Source organism: Enterococcus raffinosus, assembly GCF_001886185.1.
Classification (GTDB): Bacteria; Bacillota; Bacilli; order Lactobacillales; family Enterococcaceae; genus Enterococcus_A; species Enterococcus_A raffinosus.
This window is the reverse complement of the sequence record NZ_JXLA01000012.1, coordinates 16,232-40,579: the sequence shown is the minus strand read 5'-3', so window position 1 is coordinate 40,579 and position 24,348 is coordinate 16,232. Positions and strand designations below refer to the sequence as shown.

Sequence of the window (24,348 nt, the reverse complement as noted above, 5' to 3'; positions counted from 1 at the left end):
CCCCTCTATTTCTTGCGTGTGTTGATTTTTTCTGGTTTCAATATGATGGCACCTAAAGCAGGGACAGTTGTTCTGATCAACTGGCCGTACTCCTTAAATTCAATTGGTTCGCTTTGACAATCCTCATTATGCTTTGTCCATGTTCCGCCAAATTCTTTCATCTCCGTGTTCCAAACCTCTTTATAAGTTCCCGGATAAGGCACACCTATATGAAAATCTCGGCGTTCTACTGGAGTCATATTTAAAATGACAATTAAGAAATCTTTTTTACGTTTTCCTTTTCGCATAAAGGACAAAATTGATTCTCCCGTATTATCCGCATCAATAATTTCGATCGTGTCATAGGAATCCTCTAGCTCCCACAAGGCTGTTTGATTTTTATAGAAATCATTCAATTCTGCAGTAAAATGCTGCATCGAATGGTTCATTGAATCATTCAAATCCCTCCATTCAAGTCCCTCATCAAACTTCCACTCTAGAAACTGACCCCATTCACTACCCATAAACAATAATTTTTTTCCTGGATGAGTCATAAAATAAGTGTACAGGTTTCTCAACTGCGCGAACTGTTTGTACCGATCTCCCCACATTTTATGCATAAGACTCTTTTTCCCGTGAACAACTTCATCATGTGACAGTGGCAAAATAAAATTCTCCTGCATCATATACATAAACGAAAAAGTGACCAAATTGAAATTGTCTTTCCGAAAAACAGGATCCATCTCATAAAAACGTAAGACATCGTTCATCCATCCCATGTTCCATTTAAAATCAAAACCTAATGAGCCACTTTCGATCATACCGGTCACAGGTGTTTCGGATGAGCTCTCCTCTGCGATCATTAAGACATTCGGGTGAGCCAATTTGATGACAGCATTCAGTTTTTGTAAGAAATAATACCCTTCAAAGTTTCGATTGCCTCCCTCATGATTTGGCGTCCACGGTCCATCATCATAGTCGCGATAAATCATACTAGAAACGGCATCGACTCGGATACCATCAATATGGAACATTTCAATCCAAAACATCGCACTAGAAATCAAAAAGCTTTGAACTTGTGGTTTTCCCAAATCAAAATTAATAGATCCCCAACGATTGTTCTTCGCCCGATCAGGATCTTCGTACTCAAACTGCGGTGTCCCATCATAATAAGGCAATGTATCATCATTAATACAATAATGACCCGGAACCCAATCCACAAAAACTCCGATATTATTCAAATGACAAGCTTCAACAAAATCCTGAAACTCCGCCGGCGTCCCATAATAAGAGCTCAGTGCAAAATAACCGATTAATTGATAGCCCCACGAACGACCTAATGGATGCTCCATCAACGGCATAAATTCAACATGGGTATAATTCATTTCTACCAGATAAGGGACTAATTCTTCTTTTAACTCAGCAAAACTGTAGGGCGTTCCATCTTCATGATGTTTCCATGAGCTAGCATGCATTTCATAGATATTTAATGGTCGCTTAAACGCATTAGTTCGTTTATTGCGTCCGCGCCATAAGCCATCTTTCCATTTTTTTTCAGGAAAGCTATATAATTCTGCGGCATCGCCAGGTCTTTTTTCAAATCGGACAGCGAAAGGATCTATTTTCAAGATTTCCCGACCATTGGCTTGCTTAACCTTAAATTTATAAAGGTCTCCTTCTTTTGCAGTATCCGATTGTACTTGCCAAATCCCGCTAACTTCATCCTTCTCCATTGGCGAATCCTGCCAATCATTGAAATCGCCAACGAGAGACACAGCAAGCGCATTGGGAGCCCAAACTCGGAAAACGAATCCTTCCTTTACTTGATGTGCACCCAATAAATGTTGTGCATAAAAATTTTCTCCAGACAAAAATGTTCTCTTCGCATCTTCAACTTGTTGCTTTGCCACTTGTTTAGTATTTTCCATGAGAACCACCTTTTTCGAATGAACGACAACGCGTCCCTATATTACATTTTAATGTGCAAAGTTTAATAATAAAAACACAGCTTGTTCTATTATAATAACACAAACCTTTTTAAAATAACGTATCAAGCGTTTTACATATTTTCCTTTACATTATTAAATGCCCCTACCTAACATTATATTATAATAAGAATTAAAATAGAAGGTAAAAATTTCATTTCTTTAAAATAAATCAGTTTTTCGTCAATAAATAACAATTATTATTTGTTTAATCTGTTTTTTTGACAAATAAACATGAAATCTTTTTATCCTTTTTTCCTTTTATTTGCCTTTTGACAAAATAATCGTTAGGCTGATGAGAATAGGACAAAACGCACACTAAAAACACCTATATGGGTAAAAATCACAGAAAGAAGGCGATTACATAATGATTGATATAAAAATGCTTGCGATGATCTTTCTTATCAATTTTTGTTACGTTACACTGAATACTCTCCGTTTTATGCTTACAATGAAAGGCTATCGCATTTTAGCGCCCTTAATGAGCATGGTTGAGATTACAATCTATATACTTGGACTTTCAATGGTATTGGATCGTTTAGATAATCCGATCAATCTCCTGACTTATGCTTTAGGTTACGCGATTGGGATTAGTGTTGGGATAAAAATTGAAGACAAATTGGCTCTTGGATATATGATGGTAACCGTGATATTACCAACAAATACAGATCAAGAAGCCAGTCTTCCTCGCATTCTGAGACAAAATGGCTATGGAGTCACCCAATCATATGGCGAAGGTTTAGAGGGTGGACGAATGGTGTTAGAAATTTTATCTCCACGTAAAACTGAGCGCACACTTTACACCCTTATCAAGGAAATCGAAAGTCGAGCCTTCATTATTTCTTATGAACCCAAATATATCTCTGGAGGGTTTTGGACTAAAAAAGTACGAAAACGTCAAAAAAACAGCTTGAAGCCTTAGCGTCAAGCTGTTTCTTTCCAAAGAAATTGGATTAATTTTTCTTCTAATTTTGCACTTTTAGTGATTGAAGAGTGTCCACCGCTTTTTCCTTTAACGGTAAGCTCCTGATAGCCCTTAGCGTGCTTTTGAAACAATGTGCGTAAGGCAAAAGCGCTATGAGTCGATACGGACCCATCACTTTCTGTCCCGTCGTTTAAATCCCCGGCAACAGCCAAAACACGAATATTCGAGGGCAATTGATTCATTGCTCTATCAAAATACTGATAGATCGGTGTTTCACCGCTTGGCCCCTCTTCTGTTAACTCATAAGCAAAAATCTCTTCCGTGTCCTCAGCAATTTCTAAATCATTAAAGGGCGCAGCAACTGCGACAAACTTTTCAGTTGTTGGTGTTTTATTCCCTGTGTATTCCAGCAAATAACGTAACGAAGAAACACCGCCCATAGAATGGCTGACTAAATTAACCCGCGTGACGCCTTGTTCATACAAATAATGCATTACTTTGCTGATCCATTCACTTTGAGTGATTTCATCCGTAACATCTTTGGCAAAAAGCACCATAATAGTTGGATTGTCATTTCGGCTTTTTAGTTCACCTTCAACAGACAATTTACCATCTGCTTGAACTACGATCGTCATTTCACGTTTTGCAACATTCTCACGTTCAATCCGTCGCAGTAGCGGGCCAAAGGAAAATGAATTTCCTTCATACCCGTGGATAAAAACAGTAGGAACATTAGAATAATGAATAGCCTTTTGTTTCACTAGTGTCCCAGGACTGAAGTAGCGCACTTTTGCATAATAAACCCCTCCAAAAACTAATAAAAAACTAACCACCAATATGATCCCTTTGATTATTCGCTGCATGCTATTATGCCTTCTTTTTTATCATATACGTAAAACTTTCTTTTCCTTTTAATAGTTGTTCCGCCAGTTGTCGCCCGAAAAAGAATTGTTCTTTCTTATTCATCTCTATTTCAATATCTGCCAGCTGTGTTCGATCAACGCATGGAATTGCTACTTGCCATTCTGGCTCAGCGACAACTACTTTCGTCTCAACCAAGCTATCTAAAAAAATCGATGTTCTCTTAGGCTTTTTCCTTAACAGCACTCGTTCAAGAACCAACTCAATTTGATTACTAAAAAATTCAGTATTCACATCACCAAGTAACGGCGCTAGTTTGGGAAACTTATCCGGTTGATCCACGTTGCTAAAATAGTTCGGTAACGTTTCCGATAACTTTTCTCGATGATTGATTGTCACCAGCTGAAAGCTATCGGTTTCTAATCGATTCAGTGTCGGCAAATCATAGTCAATGGCGATTATCTCATTGATGTCGTCAAGCCAAAGCACCTCCTCTAGCCAAACCAGTAATTCTTCAATAGAGTATCTACCAGCCATCTTTTCTATGACCCTTTCGACCTTTTCAGTGGTTGGATATTCTTTTAGTGGAGCTAATGACAATTGATACCGTCGATCTTCGCGAGAGATAATACTATTAGCAATCAAAAAATCTAAGTCCTTATCTAAACGCTTTGCGCCAGAGAATTCTTTTCGAATGTCACGTAAGATTACAGGCTCTTGCAATTGTTGGAAATAGTTTAAGAGGTTTTGAATATCCTGACGTTTTAATTCTTGTTGAATTTTTTTATCCCGTGTATAGATGTTCATCGCACTGTCCTTTCTAGTTAGAGAATTTTTAAGATTTCAACAAATGGACTGCCTATTGCGATTGTTTTAGACCGAATTAAAGGAAAACAGTTCATGTCCCTTCGTATTATAATCCTTCTTAAAAAATCCCACAAAAAAGTGGACCTTCAAAAGTCCACTTTTTAATCATTCATATTATTTATCAAATGCTTCTGTCAATTGAGGAACAATTTGTTTCTTGCGGGAAACAACTCCTGGTAGAAATGCTCGATCGTTTTCAAGTTTTACGTTAAATGCTTCTGTAACCTTTTCTCTTGGTTCGCCAGCAACTAATAATTCAGAATCAGAATCTAGCACATTCGTAACAAGCAACAAGAACAAGTCATAGCCATTTTTTACATTCTCAGATAGCATAGCATCACGCAACGCATCTTGACGAGCAAAAACTTCGTTCAAATCAACGGTATTAACTTGAGCGATTCGAACCGTTTTGTCAGCCATAGGGAATGATTTGGCATCTAAGTCTAACAATTCTGCTTCAGACTTATTACCCAAATTGGTTCCAGCTTTCAATAAATCTAACCCATAGCTATCTAAGTCAACTCCTGCAATTTTCGCTAATTCTTTAGCTGCATCAATATCCTCTTGTGTACAAGTAGGTGATTTAAATAGTAACGTATCCGAAACGATCGCTGATAACATCATACCAGCAATTTTTGCAGGAACGGCAATATTATTTTCCTTGTATAACTTCAATACGATTGTTGAAGTACATCCAACAGGTTCTGCACGATAATAAAGTGGGTTCGCTGTTTGGAAGTTTGCTACTCGGTGATGGTCAACCACTGAAAGAATGTTTAATTCTTCAATATCTGCCACGCTTTGTTGGAATTCATTGTGATCAACTAGCATTACGTCATTCGTCTCAGCCGCGACCTTTTCTACTACACGCGGAGCTGTCAAACCAAAATGATCTAGAGCAAACTGTGTTTCTTCATTTGGTGTCCCCAATGCAACTGCTTCAGCATCCACACCTAACTCCTTTTGTAGGTTTGCGTATGCAATCGCTGCTCCAATCGCATCTGTATCAGGATTTTGATGTCCAAAAATTAAAACTTTTCCCATAGTTGATTCGCTCCTTTAAATAAGTTCTTCTTTATCATATCAAAAAAAAGGAAAAGAGCAACAACATACCGCCTTTTCCTTTTATAAATATTTAAACTTCTATCATTTTCAAAAAAATCGGACACCATCTGCCCGATTTTCATTTTTAGACTTTAGTTTTTAAATAGCCTTTATAATCTTCCGTATGCAACAATTTTTTCGCATTCTCCACTCGATCATCTGTCGGTGGTTCAATTCCTTCTAATGGATACTTCAGGCCCATTTCTTCCCATTTGTACTTACCCATTGTGTGATAAGGTAAAATCTCAACTTTATCTACGTTGTTCAACGTTTTAATAAATTTATCTAATCGAATTAAAAATTCGTCATAGTCGCTTCTAAAAGGTACTAATACATGGCGAATCCAGACAGGCTTGTTGATATATGATAGATATTTCGCCATCTCTAAAATATTATCGTTGCTTTGACCAGTCAATTCTTTGTGCTTTTGATTATCGATTTGTTTGATATCAAATAGTACTAGGTCCGTATATTGCATCAATTCTTCAAATTTTGAGAAAAATGGTTCTTCAAATGTAAAGGGTTTGCCGCAACTATCTAGCGTTGTATTGATTCCCATTTCTTTGGCTTTTTTGAACAAGTCAATCAAAAAATCAATTTGCAATAAAGGTTCTCCACCACTTACAGTGATTCCCCCTTTTTTCCCCCAATAGCTCCGATAATTCAAAGCTTCTTTTAAAATATCATCAGCTGTTCTTTTTTTTGCTTTCGGATCATTGATTTTCCAGGTGTCTGGATTGTGGCAAAATTGACAACGCATTCGACAGCCCTGCATAAAGACGATAAAACGTACACCAGGACCATCCACCGATCCAAAACTTTCGATTGAATGGACATTTCCGACAATAGGTTGTTCAGTCATAGTAGACATAAACAGTCCCTCCCTCAATATATGTAATTTTTTTAAGTGTTGTTTTTCACTATGTTTCTATACCTTGTAGCTCATTAAATGTGTAAGAGAAAATAACTTATACTAGTTACACCTTTTATCTATTTTGAATCTGATGCATTGTACCATTCAAATTTTTAAAACTCACGTCATTCTTAATTAAAATGATGAAAAGTAAGGCGAATAGACTTCCGTCCATCCGCCCTTACTATACATTCAATTACTAAAGTCAGCAACCTACATTTTTGCGTGGAATGTACGGCTGATAACATCCTCTTGTTGTTCACGAGTCAAGTCGATAAATTTAACCGCATAACCAGAAACACGAATCGTAAAGTTTGCGTATTCTTCTTTTTCTGGATGTTCCATAGCATCGAGTAATTTTTCTTTACCAAAAACATTTACGTTCAAGTGATGTGCTCCTTGATCAAAGTAGCCATCTAAAACGTTTGTTAAGTTTTCAATCCGTTCATCTTCATCATGACCTAATGCATCTGGGTTAATACTTTGAGTATTTGAAATACCATCTAATGCATATTCGTAAGGCAATTTAGTCAATGAGTTAAGTGAAGCCAACAGACCATTTTGTTCAGCACCATAAGATGGGTTAGCCCCTGGAGCTAGCGGCTCACCTGCTTTACGTCCATCAGGTAATGTACCTGTTGCTTTACCATAAACAACGTTAGAAGTAATTGTTAAGATAGACGTTGTTGGTTCTGAATTACGGTAAGTATGATAATGCTCAAGTTTTTCCATAAATGTCTTCAACAACCATACAGCGATATCATCTGCGCGTTCATCGTCGTTTCCGTATTTAGGGAATTCGCCATCAATCTTGAAGTCTGTAACGATTCCGTCTTCATCGCGAATTGGATAAACTTTTGCGTATTTAATAGCCGCCAATGAATCGACCACGTGTGAGAATCCTGCGATTCCTGTTGCAAATGTACGTTTCAAGTCTGTATCCATCAACGCTAGTTCAGCTGCTTCGTAATAATACTTATCATGCATGAAGTGAATCGCGTTCAAAGTATTTACATACATTCCTGCTAACCATTCCAGCATATCATCATATTTCGCCATAACGACATCAAAGTCTAAAGCATCATCTGAATCAATTGGGCGGAAATCAGGTCCAACTTGTGCTTTTGATTTTTCATCAACCCCACCGTTGATCGCATATAACAATGCTTTCGCTAGGTTGGCACGAGCACCGAAGAATTGCATTTCTTTACCAGTTTGTGTAGCAGATACACAGCAGCAAATCGCATAGTCATCTAACCATACTGGACGCATCACATCATCGTTTTCGTATTGGATAGAAGATGTATCAATTGAAATTTTTGCAGCATAATCTTTGAATCCTTCTGGCAAACGAGAAGAATACAACACCGTCAAGTTTGGTTCTGGAGATGGTCCCATATTTTCTAATGTGTGTAAGAAGCGGAAATCATTTTTTGTTACTAAAGTACGTCCATCCATACCCATACCTGCAATAGACAAAGTAGCCCAAACTGGGTCTCCTGAGAACAATTCGTTGTATGAAGGGATACGTGCAAATTTAACCATACGTAATTTCATTACTAAGTGGTCAATCAATTCTTGTGCTTCTTCTTCTGTCAATGTGCCATTTTCAATATCGCGTTGAATATAGATATCTAAGAAAGTAGAGACACGTCCGATAGACATTGCCGCACCATTTTGTTCTTTAATCGCTGCAAGATAACCAAAGTACGTCCATTGTACTGCTTCTTTCGCATTTTCTGCTGGACGTGAAATATCAAACCCATAGGCTTCAGCCATTTCTTTGATACGTTTTAAAGCTTTATATTGATCGCTGATCTCTTCACGAAGACGGATATCCTCTTCTGTAAATTGACCGTGACCGCAGTTTGCATGATCTTTTAATTTTTCTTGCATCAAGTAGTCAATACCATATAAAGCAATACGACGGTAGTCGCCCACGATACGTCCACGACCGTAAGTGTCAGGAAGACCAGTAATGATCTTCGCACGACGAGCGGCACGAATCTCTGGTGTGTATACATCGAAAACAGCTTGGTTGTGTGTTTTATGGTAATCATTAAAAATTTCAGTAAATTTAGGATTTGGAGTATAACCGTAACGTTCAAGTGATTCTTCGGCCATGCGGATCCCACCATAAGGCATAAACGCACGTTTTAAAGGCTTGTCTGTTTGGATACCAACGATTGCTTCTTTGTCCTTCAAGTTTTCGTCGATATATCCAGCACCATAAGCATTAGCTGCAGATACGACATCTGCTTCCATGTCTAATACACCGCCATTTTCACGTTCTTGTTTTTGAAGCTGCTGTAGTTTAGTCCATAATTCATTTGTTGCCTCAGTAGGTTCAGCCAAGAAATCAGCAGTACCTTCATAAGGTGTGTAGTTTGCTTGAATGAAATCCCGAGTATTGATTTCATTTTTCCACAGATGACCCTTAAAACCTTGCCATGCAGTTTTTTCTGTGTTTTTCATTTTTTCTAGTTCATTTGTTGCAGTTCCCATTTCAAAAGGACCTCCTTAGAATATTAAAAACGTAATTACTACAGGTTTACGAACAAAGTATAACACATAAAATCTTTTATGCAAGCCTTTCCTTGTGAAAGATTAATTAGAAAATAAGATATTTTTGTAATCGTTCGCAAACCCTTGATTTAAAAGCAATTTTGCATTACTAAGCTTTAAATAAAATTCATTATTCATTGTGAATAAGACGTATTTTGTGATAAAAAAAACGGGCATCTGTTTTAATACAGATACCCAACTGTTTTATTTTTTTGTAGCACAGAAGAACTAATCTTCTATCAATTCTTGAGGGTGAACAACAGAATAAAGTTCGCCTTCCTTTTTCTCATCAATCGTGAAGGTACCATTGGAAATGCGATCACTGATAGCTACATTTGAAATCTCTAATTCTTTTTCGATTCCTTTGCTCGTCGTAAGAAGAAGCTTTCCTTCAGTATCCGTCGTCATATAACTCAAGCGATGCGGATTTTTCTTTAACTCACGGAAAATCATCAGACCGCGCTTCGCACGTCCTAATTGCGGCAACTCTTGTGCAAGCATCCGTTTAGCCGCACCTCGTTGGCTCAATAATAGTATAGGTGAATCGCCCTCAGATGGTACCAGAGCACCAGAAACTACATAGTCACCGTCTTTCAGGTTAATTGCTTTTACACCAGCAGCTTTCGATCCGACTACTGGCACTTCATCTAATGGATAACGTAATCCAAAGGCACGATGAGAAGCAATAAATACATCCACATTGCGAACTTCGTCGGTCAAAAAGACGGAGACGATTTGATCTGTATCGTTTTTCATTTTCATGGCTGTCGTTGGTCGGCTGCGATAGGTCCGCCAAGGAGAAAATTCGGTCATTCGAGTTTGCTTGATCATTCCCTCTTTACTCATGAAGATAAAGAGTTTGTTTGCATCAATCTCTTTATATGGGAAAGCAGCAATAATCTCTTCGGTCATAGATAAATTAGTGATAGTCTGTGAAATGTGTTCACCAACATCTTTCCATTTCAGCTCAGTAATTTCGTGAACCGGACGATAAATCATATTTCCATGATTGGTTAAAATCAATAGATGATCAAGGGTATTCAGTTTATCAATGAAGATAATAGAGTCGCCATCTTTCATACCATGTTCATCTGGTCGAGACGCATTGTATGAACGCAAACTGCTGCGCTTTAAATACCCTTCTTTTGTTAGGGTAACAATAACTTCTTCTTGAGCGATTAGAACTTCCGTCTCAATCTTGATTTCGGTGATTTCGTCTTCAATTTTCGTCAAACGATCATTTCCGTAACTCTTTTTGATTTGACGTAGTTCTTGTTTCATCACTTTATGCAATTCTTTTTCGCTGTTTAAAATCAAATGCAATTCTTTGATTTCCTTGGCTAATTCAGAAGCTTCTTTTTCTAGCTGAGTGATATCTGTATTCGTTAAGCGATACAATTGTAAAGTCACAATTGCCTCTGCCTGTTCTTCACTGAATTCAAAACGTTCGACTAAATTATTTTTAGCATCCTTTTTGTCTTTACTACCGCGAATCGTAGAGATTACTTCATCAAGGATTGATAAAGCCTTCATCAATCCTTCAACAATGTGTTGCCGTTTCTGTGCCTTAGCGAGTTCATATTGGCTACGTTTGGTGATCACTTCTTTACGGTGGCCGATGTAGCTTACTAAAATATGCTTCAATCCAACTTGCTGCGGCGTCATGTTATCAATAGCAACCATGTTGAAATTATAATTGATCTGCAAATCAGTATTTTTGAATAAGTAATTCAAAATTCCTTCTGCATTTGCGTCTTTTTTCAACTCAACAACCACCTGCAAACCTGTCCGGTCAGATTCATCACGAACTTCGGCGATGCCGTCGATTTTTTTATTTAATCGGATTTCATCCATTTTTTTAACTAAAACCGCTTTGTTCACTTCATAAGGGATCTCATGAATAACAATCTGCTGTTTTCCGCCTTTTAATGGTTCGATTGACGTTTTAGAACGAAGAATTACTTTGCCTTTTCCCGTTTCGTAAGCCTTCTTGATTTCAGCCTTCCCTTGCAGAATTCCTCCAGTCGGAAAATCTGGCCCGGGAATATACTCCATAATCTTTTCTAATGAAGCGTTTGGATGGTCAATTAAATATATCGTTCCATCAATTACTTCCGATAAATTATGGGTAGGAATTTCAGTCGCATAACCTGCAGAGATCCCAGTTGACCCGTTAACCAGTAAATTAGGATAAGCAGCTGGAAGAACAGTCGGTTCTTTTTCTGTATCATCAAAGTTCCAGACGAAATCAACCGTTTCTTTCTCAATGTCTTGTAGCATCTCGCCGCTCAGTTGTGACAAACGGGCTTCTGTATAACGCATCGCCGCAGGAGGGTCTCCATCCATTGACCCATTATTTCCGTGCATCTCAATCAGAACCTGCCGTAATTTCCAATCCTGACTTAGGCGAACCATTGCTTCATAGATTGAACTATCTCCATGGGGATGATAGTTCCCCATGATATTCCCTACAGATTTCGCAGATTTACGAAATCCCTTATCATAGGTATTCCCATCTTTATTCATAGAGAATAGAATACGCCGTTGAACGGGTTTTAATCCATCTCTGATGTCAGGCAGCGCCCGTTCTTGAATAATATACTTCGAATAGCGGCCAAAACGGTCACCCATTACTTCTTCTAATGTTAATTCTTGAATCGAATGTTTTGCATCCATCTTTGACCACCTCCTACTCGTCGAACAAACTGATTATTTTCACTTGATCAGCTGTCTCTTCTTTCTCGTGTTGTTCAGATACTGGCACAGTAGACGTTTCTTCCTTATTGTCCAATAAGCTGCCATCTTCTTCCAAAGTGAATTGTACATGGTTTTCGATCCATTTACGACGTGGTTCCACTTTATCACCCATTAGAGTCGTCACTCGACGTTCAGCTTGTGCAGCATCGTCAATTCGAACTCGAACTAACGTACGATACTCAGGATCCATCGTGGTTTCCCATAATTGCTCAGCATTCATTTCGCCGAGCCCTTTGTAACGTTGCAGCATATAGCCTTTCCCAACTTTTTTAGTCACATCCTGCAGCTCGTCGTCGGTCCATGCATACTCGATCACCTGCTTGCGTCCTGCACCTTTGGAAACTTTATATAGTGGTGGCAGAGCAATATAAACTTTCCCTGCTTCGATCAGGGGTTTCATATAGCGATAGAAGAAGGTTAATAGCAACACCTGAATGTGTGCACCGTCGGTATCCGCATCGGTCATAATAATTACCTTGTCGTAATTGCAGTCCTCAATTGAGAATTCAGGTCCAACACCTGCGCCAATTGTATAAATCATGGTATTAATCTCTTCATTTTTCAAAATATCCTGCATTTTAGCCTTTTCGGTATTGATGACTTTTCCTCGTAATGGCAGAATTGCTTGGAACTTCCGATCACGGCCTTGCTTCGCTGAGCCACCGGCAGAATCTCCTTCGACTAAAAACAATTCATTTTTCGCCGCATTTCGCGATTGTGCTGGAGTCAGTTTTCCAGAAAGGAGAGACTCCCCTTTTTTCCGTTTCTTACCGTTACGGCTTTCTTCACGGGCTTTGCGTGCAGCTTCACGAGCTTCGCGAGCTTTAATGGCTTTACGAACCAGCATTTGGCTATTTTCACTATTTTCTTGTAAATAGAAGCCCATCTGTTCACCAATGACACTATCGACTGCTCCACGAGCAGCAGGCGTTCCTAACTTCTCTTTCGTCTGCCCTTCAAATTGCAGAAGATTTTCTGGAATTCGAACAGATAAAACCGCAGATAACCCTTCACGGAAATCTGAACCTTCCAAGTTTTTATCTTTTTCTTTTAACAAACCTGATTTGCGCGCATATTCATTGAATGCTTTCGTCATGGAAGTCTTCATTCCAGATTCATGAGTACCGCCATCTTTAGTTCGTACATTATTAACGAATGAGAGAAGGTTCTCTGAATAACCATCATTGTATTGATAGGAAAATTCAACTTCGATCCCTTCACGCTCACCAGAAAAATAAACAACCGGCGTTAACGTGTCTTTATCTTCATTTAAATACTCAACAAATTCTTTGATTCCTTCTTCAAAATGAAAGACTTCTGTTTCTTTTTCTTCTCCACGCAGATCCGTTAAAGTAATTTTAACGCCTCTTAACAAGAAGGCTGATTCCCGTAAACGTTCTGATAACGTTTCATAAGAAAAATTAAGTGTTGAGAAGATTTGCGCATCAGGCAAGAAGTGTACGGTCGTTCCGTTTGGTTTACGAGTCTTGCCGATTTTCTCTAAAGTCCCTTGAGGTTTTCCACCATCTTTGAACACTTCACGGTATTCCACCCCTTCACGGACGATCGTTACAGTCAACCATTCTGACAAGGCATTTACCACGCTCGCACCAACGCCATGCAATCCGCCAGAAGTTTTATAGCCACCTTGACCAAACTTTCCGCCAGCATGAAGAATGGTGAAGATGACTTCGACTGTTGGGATGCCTGATGCATGCATACCAACTGGCATTCCTCGACCTTTATCACTTACTTCCACACTGTTGTCTGGATGCAGGGTCACTTCGATTTCATTACCATAGCCGGACAATGCCTCATCAACTGCATTGTCGACGATTTCATAAACCAAGTGATGCAGACCGCGACTATCTGTCGAGCCGATATACATTCCCGGTCGTTTTCTAACCGCTTCTAATCCCTCTAGTACTTGAATCGAAGCGTCATTGTATTCATTGTTCATCTTAGCCAAGCCTACAACTCCTCATTCCTATTTAACATAATTATTTTTCAAGAAGAAAAATAGATTGCTTGTTCGTACCGGATACCACAAAAACAAAGCTCCTCTAAAAATTATTTTTTACCTATAGATGAGCCCTACTAAGTTCAATGGATCCGTTTCTAAAAGTACATCATTTGTATGATACGCTAAAAAAGCTCAAAAAAAAAGCCTATCCTGTTTCTGAAAAGGCATTTTAAGCTTTTTTTTTAATAAAATCAACTCAAGCATTACGCTTTTTTGTTTAATTCGATCTTCACACACTGATCCATAACGATATCCATGCGTCCTTGATCCTGCAGCATTTTAGCTGCTTCTTCATTGCTTAGACCCAATTGCGCCCAAAAAACTTTCGCGTCGGTCTTCAAAAATTCTTCCGCAACAGCAGGCAAAAATTCGCTTCGTCTAAAAATATCCACGATATCAATCGTTTCCGGTACAGCAGTTAAGCTTTCGACGACTGGAATATCGTTGATTGTCTGACCAGCTAATTTCGGATTTACTCCATATAATTTATAGCCATGTGTTTTTAGAACTTCCGCAATTTGATAACTCGTCTTTTCTGGTTTGTCGCTAAAGCCGACAACGGCGATCACTTGCGCTTCGTCTAAGTATTGAAAGATCTTTTCTTGACTAGGATTTTGAAAACTCATTTGATTTCCCTCGCTTAGTTCAATTTATTTACTCACAATAGTCAGTATAGCATGTGATTAGAATTTGTTCACTCTTTTGAAATCTGATAAAATAGCCTTACTAACAGAGAAATGAGGATTCATATGAAAACCGCTATACTTTTTGTCCTAGCTTACCTTTTAGGATCTATTCCATCCGGTATATGGATTGGAAAACTTTTTTTCAAGAAAGACATTCGAGAATTTGGTAGCGGCAATTCAGGAACCACCAATACCTTTCGTGTATTGGGAAGAACCGCTGGATTTGTTGTTTTTGCTATGGATTTATTAAAAGGCTCTTTAGCCACCTATCTGCCGATCCTTTTTCATTTGGATATTAATCCTCTATGGTTTGGTTTAGTAGCTGTAATAGGACATACACTACCTATTTTTGCCGGGTTCAAAGGTGGAAAGGCGGTTGCCACAAGCGCAGGAATGCTTCTAGCATTTGCTCCTTTATTCTTTTTCTATTCATTGGTTTTCTTTTTGATCATTCTTTATATAACTAGCATGGTCAGTGCAGCGAGTATTGCTTCAGCTATTTTTGTCACGCTTTCCTCCATTGCGTTGCCCTTTATTTGGCCCGCCATTTTACCTTCTTTTAACTGGTTATTGACGTTGGTCTGTTTTGCTTTAACCTGCTACATCATTTATCGTCACAGAGAAAATATCCAACGAATCAAGTCAGGAACTGAAAACAAAGTTTCTTTTGGACTGAATAAAAAGGAGAAGTAGATGGAAGAGCAGTTTTTAGATTGGGCAATTGAATTACAGGCTTTGTCACAGGCTGGTTTAACTTATACGAAAGACCCTTTTGATCAAGAACGTTTTGAACGTATTCGTACCATTGCAACTGAAATGTTAGCTGTTCAAACACCGATTCCAATGCCAAAATTACGAAAACTATTCGCCGAAGAAGTTGGGTATCCAACACCAAAATTAGATACTCGTGCCGCCATTTTTAAGAATAATAAGATTTTATTAGTTCAAGAAAAAGATAAGCAATGGGCACTGCCCGGCGGCTGGGTCGATTTCAACCAATCGATTAAAGAAAATGCGGTAAAGGAAACATTAGAGGAAACTGGTTTAACAGTTATACCGCAAAAAGTAATTGCCATTCAGGACCGCAACAAGCATAATTTACCACGCTATGCTTACAGTGTTTGTAAAATTTTTATTGAGTGCCACGTAACCGGCGGCAGTTTTGTTGAAAATATAGAGACGTTAAAAACGGATTGGTTTGAAAAAGACTCTCTGCCTCAATTGGCGGAAGAGAAAAATACTAAAGAACAAATTGAACTTTGCTTTAAAGCACACAATGAGGAACATTGGCGTGTGCCTTTTGATTAAGAGAGAAAAAAATGCTTCGCCTGACAATTTTGATTGTCAGGCGAAGCATTTTTTATACGTTAACTCACAGTAATTGAAAACTCTGTTTTAAAATTCCCCTTAGGCGCTAAGCGATTCATTCCCTCTTTGTCTTCTAATCGCCCAGTACTATCTACCGTGTCCGCAAAACCCCACCAAGGTTCAATACAAACAAAAGGTGCCTCATTCGGATATGGCGACCACAGTCCGACATAAGGGATGTTGTTATAAGCTAGAGTTACACTGTGGGGAGATTCTTCACTTCCTAAAGTGTAGGCATTTAGACCACGAGTTTCATAAATCAAAGCATCCTCTTTAAATAGATCGCGACTCAATTGAATATTGGTATTGGTCTGTCCAATCGTTTTTTGATCCAAATTTGCAAAAGGACCTTCTAGAGGTATTTTTACACGCGACTTTTGTGGAGAGAAAGCAATGAAGTAATCTTCAAAACTTAAATCATCAGTCAGTGGAATATTAAAGGCAGGATGACCTCCTAAAGCAAAAATCATTTCTTCCGTTCCCGTATTTTCAACATTGAAACGAATTCGAACGCCTTCGCCCCATATCTCATAGCTAATCGTCAAACTAAAATCAAAAGGATAAACTTTTTTTGTTTCTTCATCACTTTCTAAAAGAAACGTTGCCTTATCCTTTTTTTGTTCAATGACTTTAAACTCTTTATCACGAGCAAATCCGTGTTGTCCCATCGGATATGTTTGGCCTTTGTATGTGTATTGATTATCTTTTAAGCGTCCTACAAATGGAAATAAAAACGGTGCATGGCGATTCCAGTATTTTGGATCTGCTTGCCAAATATACTCGATATCATTGGCACGTAAACTGGTAAGTTCTGCCCCTTTTTCATTAATCGTTGCCTGCAAAAAATCATTGCTGATTGACACTGACATAAATACCCCACTCCTCGCTTTTCGTTAATTGTAATTGTTTCCTTCGATATCATCCAACGATACATTACATTATCCGCTTACTGTATTGAAAACCTTATTCTCAAACAGAATGATTAGACTGACATTTTACTTATGGCGGACTAATTCATCCTTGAACAATGGATTTAAAACTTTCAAATAGGTACCTTTCATACCAAGAGAGCGTGATTCAATGATACCTGCAGATTCTAACTTCCGCAAAGCATTAACAATCACTGAACGCGTGATACCAATTTTATCGGCTATATTTGAGGCAGTTAATCGTCCTTCATCGCCTTCTAAAGCATCGAAAATTGCTTTTACAGCCTTTAATTCACTGTAAGAAAGTGTACTGATTGCCATTTGTACAGCTGTTTGGCTACGAATTTTTTCTTCAACATTTAAAAACTGTTGATACAAAATTTCCATTCCAATAACTGTCGCACCGTATTCAGCTAAGACTAGATCATCATCATTGAATGCTCCTTCTGTTCTAGCTAATATAATGGTCCCTAATCGTTCCCCTGAGCCAAAGATTGGAATGACCGTCGTCAATCCATTTGGATACAACTCCGCGCGCTCAGTCGGAAAGGCTGTTAGGCTATTAGCCACGGGAATATTTGCTTCCGTTTTAAAAACTTCCTTCATTTCCGAGACATAACTATCTGGAAATTGACGATCCACTAAAAACGACCGAACACGATCAGTGTTAATATCAATCTTTTCATTAAGTCCCAACAATTTTCCTTCTGCACCAATGATATACGTCAATGATCCCAAAATATCCCCTAAAATTCGCGCCATGTTGTTATAAGGTAATTCAGCAGTTGGCTCAAAGGCGTTCTTCTGCTGCATTAACTTATTGATTTGGCGTGTTTTCTCTAATAATGTTTCCACTTTTTCCCCTCCATTTTTTAAAGAATATAACGACTTAAATCTTTATTTTGAGCAATGGATGCTAACTTCTCATCCACATATGCTTCTGTAATTTTAATTTCACCCATTTGCATATCTGGTGCTTCAAATAGCAAGTCTTCTAATAATTTTTCTAAGATGGTGTGTAATCGACGGGCCCCGATATTATCCGTTTCTCGATTGACATCAAAAGCAATTTGAGCAATTCGTTCAATAGCCTCCTGCGTAAAAATAATTTTGACATTTTCAGTCCCAACAAGAGCGACATATTGTTTTATCAACGCATTGTTTGGTTCAGTCAGTATTCTGACAAAATCTTCAGCAGACAAATCACTTAATTCGACCCGAATTGGAAAACGTCCTTGCAATTCAGGGATCAAATCGCTTGGTTTTGAAAAACTAAATGCCCCACTAGCGATAAATAGAATATGGTCGGTTTGGATCGCACCATATTTGGTATTCACCTGTGATCCTTCTACAATTGGCAAAATATCTCTTTGAACGCCTTCACGAGAAACTTCACCTGAATTTTGTTGTGATTTAGAAGTGATTTTATCGATTTCATCGATAAAGATAATACCGGAACTTTCAGCCAACTTGATCGCGGCAGTAGAAATATCTCCTTCATTCACTAATTTGGCTTGTTCTTCTTTTACCAAAAGCTCTTGTGCTTCTTTAACTGTTACTGTACGTTGAACTTTTTTCTCAGGTGTCAATGCGCCTAATGTATCAGACAAGTCAATGCCCATTTGTTCTAAACCATTGTTCATTGGCATTGCCTTTTTCGGTTCAGCGACCTCGATCGTTACTTCTCTTTGATCCAGCAACCCTTTTTCAAGCTGCTCAAGGACGGTTTGACGATTTACTTTTATATCTTCGGTAACTTCTTCTTTCGGTTCAGTTTGCGCTTGATTAAAAATATTCATCATTTGTTCATAGGGATTGTTACTTTGTTTTTGCTCTTTTTTAATACCCGGAACCAATACCTTTACCAGACGCTTATTCGCTCTTTTTAGCGCTTGAGAATATACCCTTGAATATTGCTCTTTCTCTACAATAGTAATCGCGTTCTCAACTAGATCACGTACCATTGATTCTACATCCCGTCCGACATATCCAACTTCCGTGAATTTAGTCGCTTCAACTTTGACAAAGGGTGCCTTGACGATCCGTGCTAAACGACGAGCGATTTCCGTTTTACCGACCCCAGTAGGTCCGATCATTAAAATATTTTTCGGTGTGACCTCCTGCTGCATCGATTCTTCTAATTGCATTCGACGGTAACGATTACGCAATGCAATGGCTACTGATCGTTTCGCTTCATCTTGTCCAATAATGTATTCATCTAAGTCACTAACAATTTCCTTTGGTGTTTTATTGATTTCAGTCATCCTGATTCTCCTTACTCATATCATCTACTGATTTTTTTACTTACATCTCTTCAACGATAATATTATGGTTTGTGAAGACACAAATATCTGCGGCAATATTTAAGGCACTTTCTGCCATTTCCTTCGCGCTCATTTCAGAGTTATGTTTTTTCATAGCACGAGCAGCTGCCAAAGCATAGTTTCCTCCTGAACCGATCGCCAATATCCCATCATCAGGAGCGATTACTTCACCGTTTCCTGAAACCAACAGCATTTCCTCTTCGTTCATGACAATCAACAACGCTTCCAAATTCTTCATAGCCTGTTGTGTACGCCATTCTTGGGCCAATTCCACAGCAGCCCTTTGAAGATTTCCGTTGTATTCATTTAGCTTTCCTTCGAACTTTTCTTCTAGAGTAAAAGCATCGGCTACACTACCAGCAAAGCCCACAACGACTTTTCCATTGTAGATCCGACGAACTTTACGCGCCGTGCCTTTCATGATAACTTGTTCTCCCATTGTTACCTGACCGTCACCAGCCATGGCTAATTTCCCATCTTTTTCGATCGCACAAATCGTTGTTGAATGAAATTGTGATTCTGACATCTTATTCTCTCCTTCGTTGAAAATAACTTTTAAGCTCTTGGATGAAACGAGCGATAACTTTTCTGTAAGCTTTCTTTTGTAACATGTGTATAAATTTGCGTAGTGGATAAATTCGCGTGTCCTAATAATTCCTGCACCGTTCTTAGGTCCGCCCCATTATTCAATAAATGTGTGGCAAACGTATGGCGCAACATATGAGGATGAATGTCACTAGTTAAACTGCTTTTTTTGATTATTTGATTTAGCACGTATTCAATCCCAGTAGACGTAATCTGATCTCCACGATGATTAATAAAAAGATAGTCGTGATCTTTACCGAAACGTTCCATCAAACTTTTACGACCGTCATCAACATACGCTTGAATAGCATCCGACGCATAGGAACCTAACGGAACATACCGATCCTTATTGCCCTTACCATGGATCAGCATAACACTATTGTCAAAATCGATGACAGATAATGTGAGGTTTGCACATTCACTGACACGAAGTCCTGAACCATATAGCACCTCTAACAATGCTCGATTTCGTTGTTCCAAAGGTTTCGTCCCCTCAACACTATCAAAAAGGACTTCTATCTCCTTTTCGTAAAAGAAACGTGGCAACCTCGCATGCTTCTTTTTGAGGTGAACATAAGAAAAAGGGTTCTCTTTAATTTTTTCGTGTTTAAGGAGATATTGATAAAAAGAACGTAAACTAGCAATCTTTCGACTGATAGTATTGCGACTGTATTTTTGATCATTTAAAAACGCCAAATAAACACGAACATCTAAATGATCTACCGCAGTCAATGAGGGGTCTCCTGAATTTTCTAGAAACTGACAAAAATCGTTTAAATCACGTTCATACGCATCCTTCGTTTTCTCTGAATAACCACGTTCTGTTATTAAATAGCCCATGAACTCACGCATTGCTGCTTCATTTTCCAAATTTCATCTCACCTCACAAACATAACACAAATGTAGCATAAGACCTTTTTAAATACAATTGAATTGTCAGAATTTATTGACTTTTCACGAATATACTAACAATTCTTTACAGATATTTCATAATTCCTGTCGAATCAGACAGGAATCCGATTTATTTTGTCTAAATAAAAAAAACCATTGCCGAAGCAACGGAATTTCTTTAAAGATTCATTTCTGATAAAGCCGCTAATGCTCTCTCAGCTAACGTTTCATAGCGAAGTTTCTTATCACGAATTCGTTCTGGCAAACTAGGAAACAAACCAAAATTAGCATTCATCGGTTGGAAATGCTTTCCTTCAGCATGGGTGATGTAATAGGCCATTGAGCCAATCGCTGTTTCACGAGGAAATTCAATAAATTCTTCCCCTTTTGCCAATCTAGCAGCATTCAGCCCCGCTACTAACCCACTACCAGCACTTTCAACATATCCTTCAACGCCGGTCATTTGACCAGCAAAAAATAAGTCTTCTCGTTTCTTGCTTTGATAGGTTGGCTTAAGTAACTCAGGTGAATTCATAAAACTGTTGCGATGCATAACTCCATAACGTAAAAACTCTGCATTCTCTAAACCAGGAATTAAGCGAAAGACACGTTTCTGTTCTCCCCACTTTAAATGCGTTTGAAAGCCAACAATATTGTACATAGAAGCTGCCGCGTTGTCTTGTCGCAATTGAATAACCGCATAAGGTCGTTTACCTGTTTTAGGATCTTCAAGACCAACTGGTTTCATTGGACCAAACAGCATCGTTTTAATGCCACGTTTAGCCATGACTTCAATTGGCATACATCCTTCAAAGAATTTTTCTTTCTCAAACTCCTTCTGGGGAGCTACTTCAGCTTCAATCAAAGCTTCATAAAAGCGCATGAATTCTTCTTCGGTCATCGGACAATTCAGATAGGCTGCTTCACCCTTGTCATATCGAGATTTTAAATAGACTTTCTCACGATCAATGGTAGCGCCATCTAGAATCGGTGCCGCGGCGTCATAGAAATAAAACCCATGAGAGCCATTATATTCAGCAATTTCTTCAGCCAATGCTTCCGAGGTTAATGGACCTGTAGCGATAATTGTTATCCCCTCTGGAATCTTAGTAATTTCCTCGGAGATAACAGTGACCATTGGATGATTTTTCACTTTTTGAGTGATCAGCTCCGAAAAATTATTGCGGTCCACTGCAAGTGCGCCTCCCGCTGGTACCGCCGTCTCATCAGCAGAAGAAATCACCACTGAATGTAGGCGCCGCATTTCTTCCTTTAGAACGCCAACGGCATTCGTTAAACCATTTCCCCGCAATGAATTGCTACAAACTAATTCCGCAAAATTCCCGGTATGATGTGCTGGAGTTGATTTAATCGGTCGCATCTCATATAAATTCACAGGGACTCCCGCTTCTGCTAATTGCCAAGCAGCCTCACTGCCGGCTAATCCAGCCCCGATAACATTTACTGTCTTTACCATCTATTCCTCACTTAAATAATTTATTTTTGTACTGCTTCTTCGTAGTCACCATTTACACAGACAACTTGTTTGCCGCCTTTGACTTTCTTCTCAACTAAATAACCACCATCTTTCGGACAAGTCCGGCCAATTGGTTTATCCCAAGAAGTAAAGTCGCAGTCTGGATAGCGTGAACACCCATAGAATAAACGGTTCTTCTTCGATTTGCGCTCCACAACTTGTCCCTTATGACAAACCGGACATTCAACACCAATTTCCTTGATGATCGGTTTGGTATTACGACAGTCTGGGAAATTACTACATGCGTAGAATTTTCCGTATCGCCCAAGCTTAATGACCATTGGATGCCCGCAGACATCGCAATCAAAGCCAGCGGGTTCATCCTTGATTTGGATTTTCTCAATACCCTCTTCCGCTTTTTCCAGCTCAACAGCAAACGGTTTGTAGAAGCGATCGACTACCTTTGTCCATTCTTCCTTGCCTTCTTCAACCTTATCCAGATCATTTTCCATCTCTGCTGTGAAGTTGACATCCACTATTTGTGGGAAGAAATCGACAATCAAAGTATTAACAATTTCACCCAATTCTGTAGGTTCAAAACGTCGTTGGGTCAATTTCACATAATAACGACGTTGAATCGTATCTAACGTCGGCGCATAGGTTGATGGACGACCCACACCATTTTCTTCCAGTGTTTTGATTAGTGTTGCTTCACTAAAACGAGCTGGCGGTTGAGTGAAATGTTGTTTGGGCTCAATATTCACAGATTGAACAACATCCCCAGTCTCAAGCTCTGGTAAGATATTTTCCTTATCCTCTTTGCCATCATCACGACCCTCAATATATACCTGCATGAACCCTTTGAATTTGATCTTTGAACCGTTAGCTATGAAAATGACGCCATTTTGGTTTAGTGTCACTTTCATGGTATCCAGGATTGCCGCAGTCATTTGACTTGCGACAAAACGTGACCAGATTAATGTATAAAGCTTTAATTGATCCTTATCCAAATACTGCTTCATTTCATCTGGTGTCCGCTGAACACTAGTAGGGCGAATTGCTTCATGGGCATCTTGAGAACCCTGAGGATTTTTTGCTTTACGCGCATGATGCTGAGAATATTCTTTCCCGTAAGTTTTCTCGATAAACTCAGCCGCTTCCGTTTTGGCTGTATCCGAGATACGAGTGGAATCCGTACGCATATAGGTTATCAGCCCAACTGTTCCTTGTTTCCCCAAGGCAATCCCTTCATACAATTGCTGAGCAACCATCATCGTTTTTCTAGTACGGAAATTTAATTTACGAGCAGATTCCTGTTGCATATTACTTGTCGTAAACGGCAACGCTGGATTTCTTTTTCGTTCCTTCTTCTCAACCTTTGTAACTTCATAATCCTTACCATCGATTCGAGAAGTGATCTCTTTGACTGCTTCGGCGTTTGGTAATTTTTTCTTTTTACCGTCTACACCCCAGAAATTAGCTTTGAATTTTTTGGTTTTCTTCTTGAAGTTTCCATCAATACTCCAGTATTCTTCTGGTACAAACTCACGAATTTCTTGTTCACGATCAATAATCATCTTTAGAGCAATGGATTGAACACGCCCGGCACTTAAGCCCTTCTTGATTTTTTTCCAAAGAATAGGTGAAATGGAATAGCCAACTAAGCGATCCAATGCTCGACGGGCTTGTTGGGCATCCACCAAAGAAACATCAATTGAACGAGGCTCTTTAAATGCTGCCTTTACAGCATCTTTTGTAATTTCATTAAATACTACGCGGTTCTTATCCTTCAAATCTAGTCCCAATAAATAAGCGAGATGCCAGGCAATGGCTTCTCCTTCTCTATCCGGGTCACTTGCGAGATAAACTTTTTGCGCTTTTTTAGCCGCTTGTTTCAAGCTTTTAATTACGTCGCCCTTGCCGCGAATTGAAATATAGTGTGGCTCATAATTATTTTCAACGTCAATTCCCATCTTGCTTTTTGGCAAGTCACGAACGTGTCCAACGCTTGCTACCACCTTATAGTTTCTTCCCAAATATTTTTCAATGGTCTTTGCTTTTGCTGGTGATTCCACAATAACTAGGTATTTATAGGCCAAATGTTTTTGC

19 protein-coding genes are annotated in these 24,348 nt (G+C 38.9%); 3 read left to right on the top strand and 16 right to left on the bottom strand.

The features are described from left to right. Positions 1 to 5: 5 nt before the first annotated feature. Entirely contained in the window at positions 6 to 1,907 is a 1,902-nt protein-coding gene (gene glgB / locus RV13_RS08115) for a 1,4-alpha-glucan branching protein GlgB (protein ID WP_010744665.1), read from the bottom strand. A 424-nt stretch (positions 1,908 to 2,331) separates the two neighbouring features. Here glgB and RV13_RS08110 point away from each other — a divergent pair, with 424 nt between their 5' ends. After that, entirely contained in the window at positions 2,332 to 2,886 is a 555-nt protein-coding gene (locus tag RV13_RS08110) for a DUF2179 domain-containing protein (RefSeq protein ID WP_010744664.1), read from the top strand. A gap of 2 nt (positions 2,887 to 2,888) precedes the next feature. Here the strand turns inward: RV13_RS08110 and RV13_RS08105 are convergent, their stop codons facing one another. The 8 genes from RV13_RS08105 to RV13_RS08070 form a co-directional block, all read right to left on the bottom strand. Next, positions 2,889 to 3,752 (bottom strand): alpha/beta hydrolase, encoded by an 864-nt coding sequence (locus RV13_RS08105; RefSeq protein WP_010744663.1) that lies wholly within the window; start codon positions 3,750 to 3,752, stop codon positions 2,889 to 2,891. Positions 3,753 to 3,756: 4 nt separating this feature from the next. Then, on the bottom strand, positions 3,757 to 4,557 hold the full coding sequence (locus tag RV13_RS08100) for a DUF1803 domain-containing protein (RefSeq protein ID WP_060789290.1): 801 nt from the start codon (positions 4,555 to 4,557) through the stop codon (positions 3,757 to 3,759). Positions 4,558 to 4,731: 174 nt separating this feature from the next. Beyond that, positions 4,732 to 5,661 carry a manganese-dependent inorganic pyrophosphatase gene (locus RV13_RS08095; RefSeq protein ID WP_010744661.1) on the bottom strand — a complete coding sequence of 310 codons (930 nt, stop codon included), beginning with the start codon at positions 5,659 to 5,661 and terminating at the stop codon, positions 4,732 to 4,734. Positions 5,662 to 5,806: 145 nt separating this feature from the next. Continuing rightward, positions 5,807 to 6,592, bottom strand: a complete 786-nt coding sequence (pflA, locus tag RV13_RS08090; protein ID WP_082718858.1) for a pyruvate formate-lyase-activating protein — start codon at positions 6,590 to 6,592, stop codon at positions 5,807 to 5,809. A gap of 255 nt (positions 6,593 to 6,847) precedes the next feature. Next, positions 6,848 to 9,139 (bottom strand): formate C-acetyltransferase, encoded by a 2,292-nt coding sequence (pflB, locus tag RV13_RS08085; protein WP_010744659.1) that lies wholly within the window; start codon positions 9,137 to 9,139, stop codon positions 6,848 to 6,850. 288 nt (positions 9,140 to 9,427) lie between these two features. Next, positions 9,428 to 11,875 (bottom strand): DNA topoisomerase IV subunit A, encoded by a 2,448-nt coding sequence (gene parC / locus RV13_RS08080; RefSeq protein ID WP_010744658.1) that lies wholly within the window; start codon positions 11,873 to 11,875, stop codon positions 9,428 to 9,430. A 13-nt stretch (positions 11,876 to 11,888) separates the two neighbouring features. Continuing rightward, a complete protein-coding gene (parE, locus tag RV13_RS08075) occupies positions 11,889 to 13,916 on the bottom strand; it encodes a DNA topoisomerase IV subunit B (protein WP_035016517.1) in 2,028 nt (675 codons plus the stop codon). Between the two features lie 266 nt (positions 13,917 to 14,182). After that, positions 14,183 to 14,605 carry a CoA-binding protein gene (locus RV13_RS08070; protein ID WP_010744656.1) on the bottom strand — a complete coding sequence of 141 codons (423 nt, stop codon included), beginning with the start codon at positions 14,603 to 14,605 and terminating at the stop codon, positions 14,183 to 14,185. Between the two features lie 123 nt (positions 14,606 to 14,728). Here RV13_RS08070 and plsY point away from each other — a divergent pair, with 123 nt between their 5' ends. Next, entirely contained in the window at positions 14,729 to 15,358 is a 630-nt protein-coding gene (plsY, locus tag RV13_RS08065; RefSeq protein ID WP_010744655.1) for a glycerol-3-phosphate 1-O-acyltransferase PlsY, read from the top strand. Further along, positions 15,359 to 15,973 carry an NUDIX hydrolase N-terminal domain-containing protein gene (locus RV13_RS08060; protein WP_010744654.1) on the top strand — a complete coding sequence of 205 codons (615 nt, stop codon included), beginning with the start codon at positions 15,359 to 15,361 and terminating at the stop codon, positions 15,971 to 15,973. It begins immediately after the preceding gene. Between the two features lie 59 nt (positions 15,974 to 16,032). On the opposite strand, the gene RV13_RS08055 is transcribed toward RV13_RS08060, so the two are convergent. The 7 genes from RV13_RS08055 to topA form a co-directional block, all read right to left on the bottom strand. Beyond that, complete coding sequence (locus RV13_RS08055; protein ID WP_010744653.1) at positions 16,033 to 16,902, bottom strand: aldose 1-epimerase family protein; 870 nt, start codon at positions 16,900 to 16,902, stop codon at positions 16,033 to 16,035. Positions 16,903 to 17,028: 126 nt separating this feature from the next. Continuing rightward, positions 17,029 to 17,817 carry a GTP-sensing pleiotropic transcriptional regulator CodY gene (gene codY / locus RV13_RS08050; protein ID WP_010744652.1) on the bottom strand — a complete coding sequence of 263 codons (789 nt, stop codon included), beginning with the start codon at positions 17,815 to 17,817 and terminating at the stop codon, positions 17,029 to 17,031. 17 nt (positions 17,818 to 17,834) lie between these two features. Continuing rightward, complete coding sequence (hslU, locus tag RV13_RS08045; RefSeq protein WP_010744651.1) at positions 17,835 to 19,226, bottom strand: ATP-dependent protease ATPase subunit HslU; 1,392 nt, start codon at positions 19,224 to 19,226, stop codon at positions 17,835 to 17,837. A gap of 40 nt (positions 19,227 to 19,266) precedes the next feature. Continuing rightward, positions 19,267 to 19,812 (bottom strand): ATP-dependent protease subunit HslV, encoded by a 546-nt coding sequence (gene hslV / locus RV13_RS08040; protein ID WP_010744650.1) that lies wholly within the window; start codon positions 19,810 to 19,812, stop codon positions 19,267 to 19,269. Positions 19,813 to 19,841: 29 nt separating this feature from the next. After that, on the bottom strand, positions 19,842 to 20,723 hold the full coding sequence (xerC, locus tag RV13_RS08035) for a tyrosine recombinase XerC (RefSeq protein WP_035016516.1): 882 nt from the start codon (positions 20,721 to 20,723) through the stop codon (positions 19,842 to 19,844). A 217-nt stretch (positions 20,724 to 20,940) separates the two neighbouring features. Beyond that, positions 20,941 to 22,239 (bottom strand): FADH(2)-oxidizing methylenetetrahydrofolate--tRNA-(uracil(54)-C(5))-methyltransferase TrmFO, encoded by a 1,299-nt coding sequence (trmFO, locus tag RV13_RS08030; RefSeq protein WP_010744648.1) that lies wholly within the window; start codon positions 22,237 to 22,239, stop codon positions 20,941 to 20,943. A gap of 20 nt (positions 22,240 to 22,259) precedes the next feature. Next, positions 22,260 to 24,338, bottom strand: a complete 2,079-nt coding sequence (gene topA / locus RV13_RS08025; RefSeq protein ID WP_010744647.1) for a type I DNA topoisomerase — start codon at positions 24,336 to 24,338, stop codon at positions 22,260 to 22,262. Positions 24,339 to 24,348 lie beyond the last annotated feature (10 nt).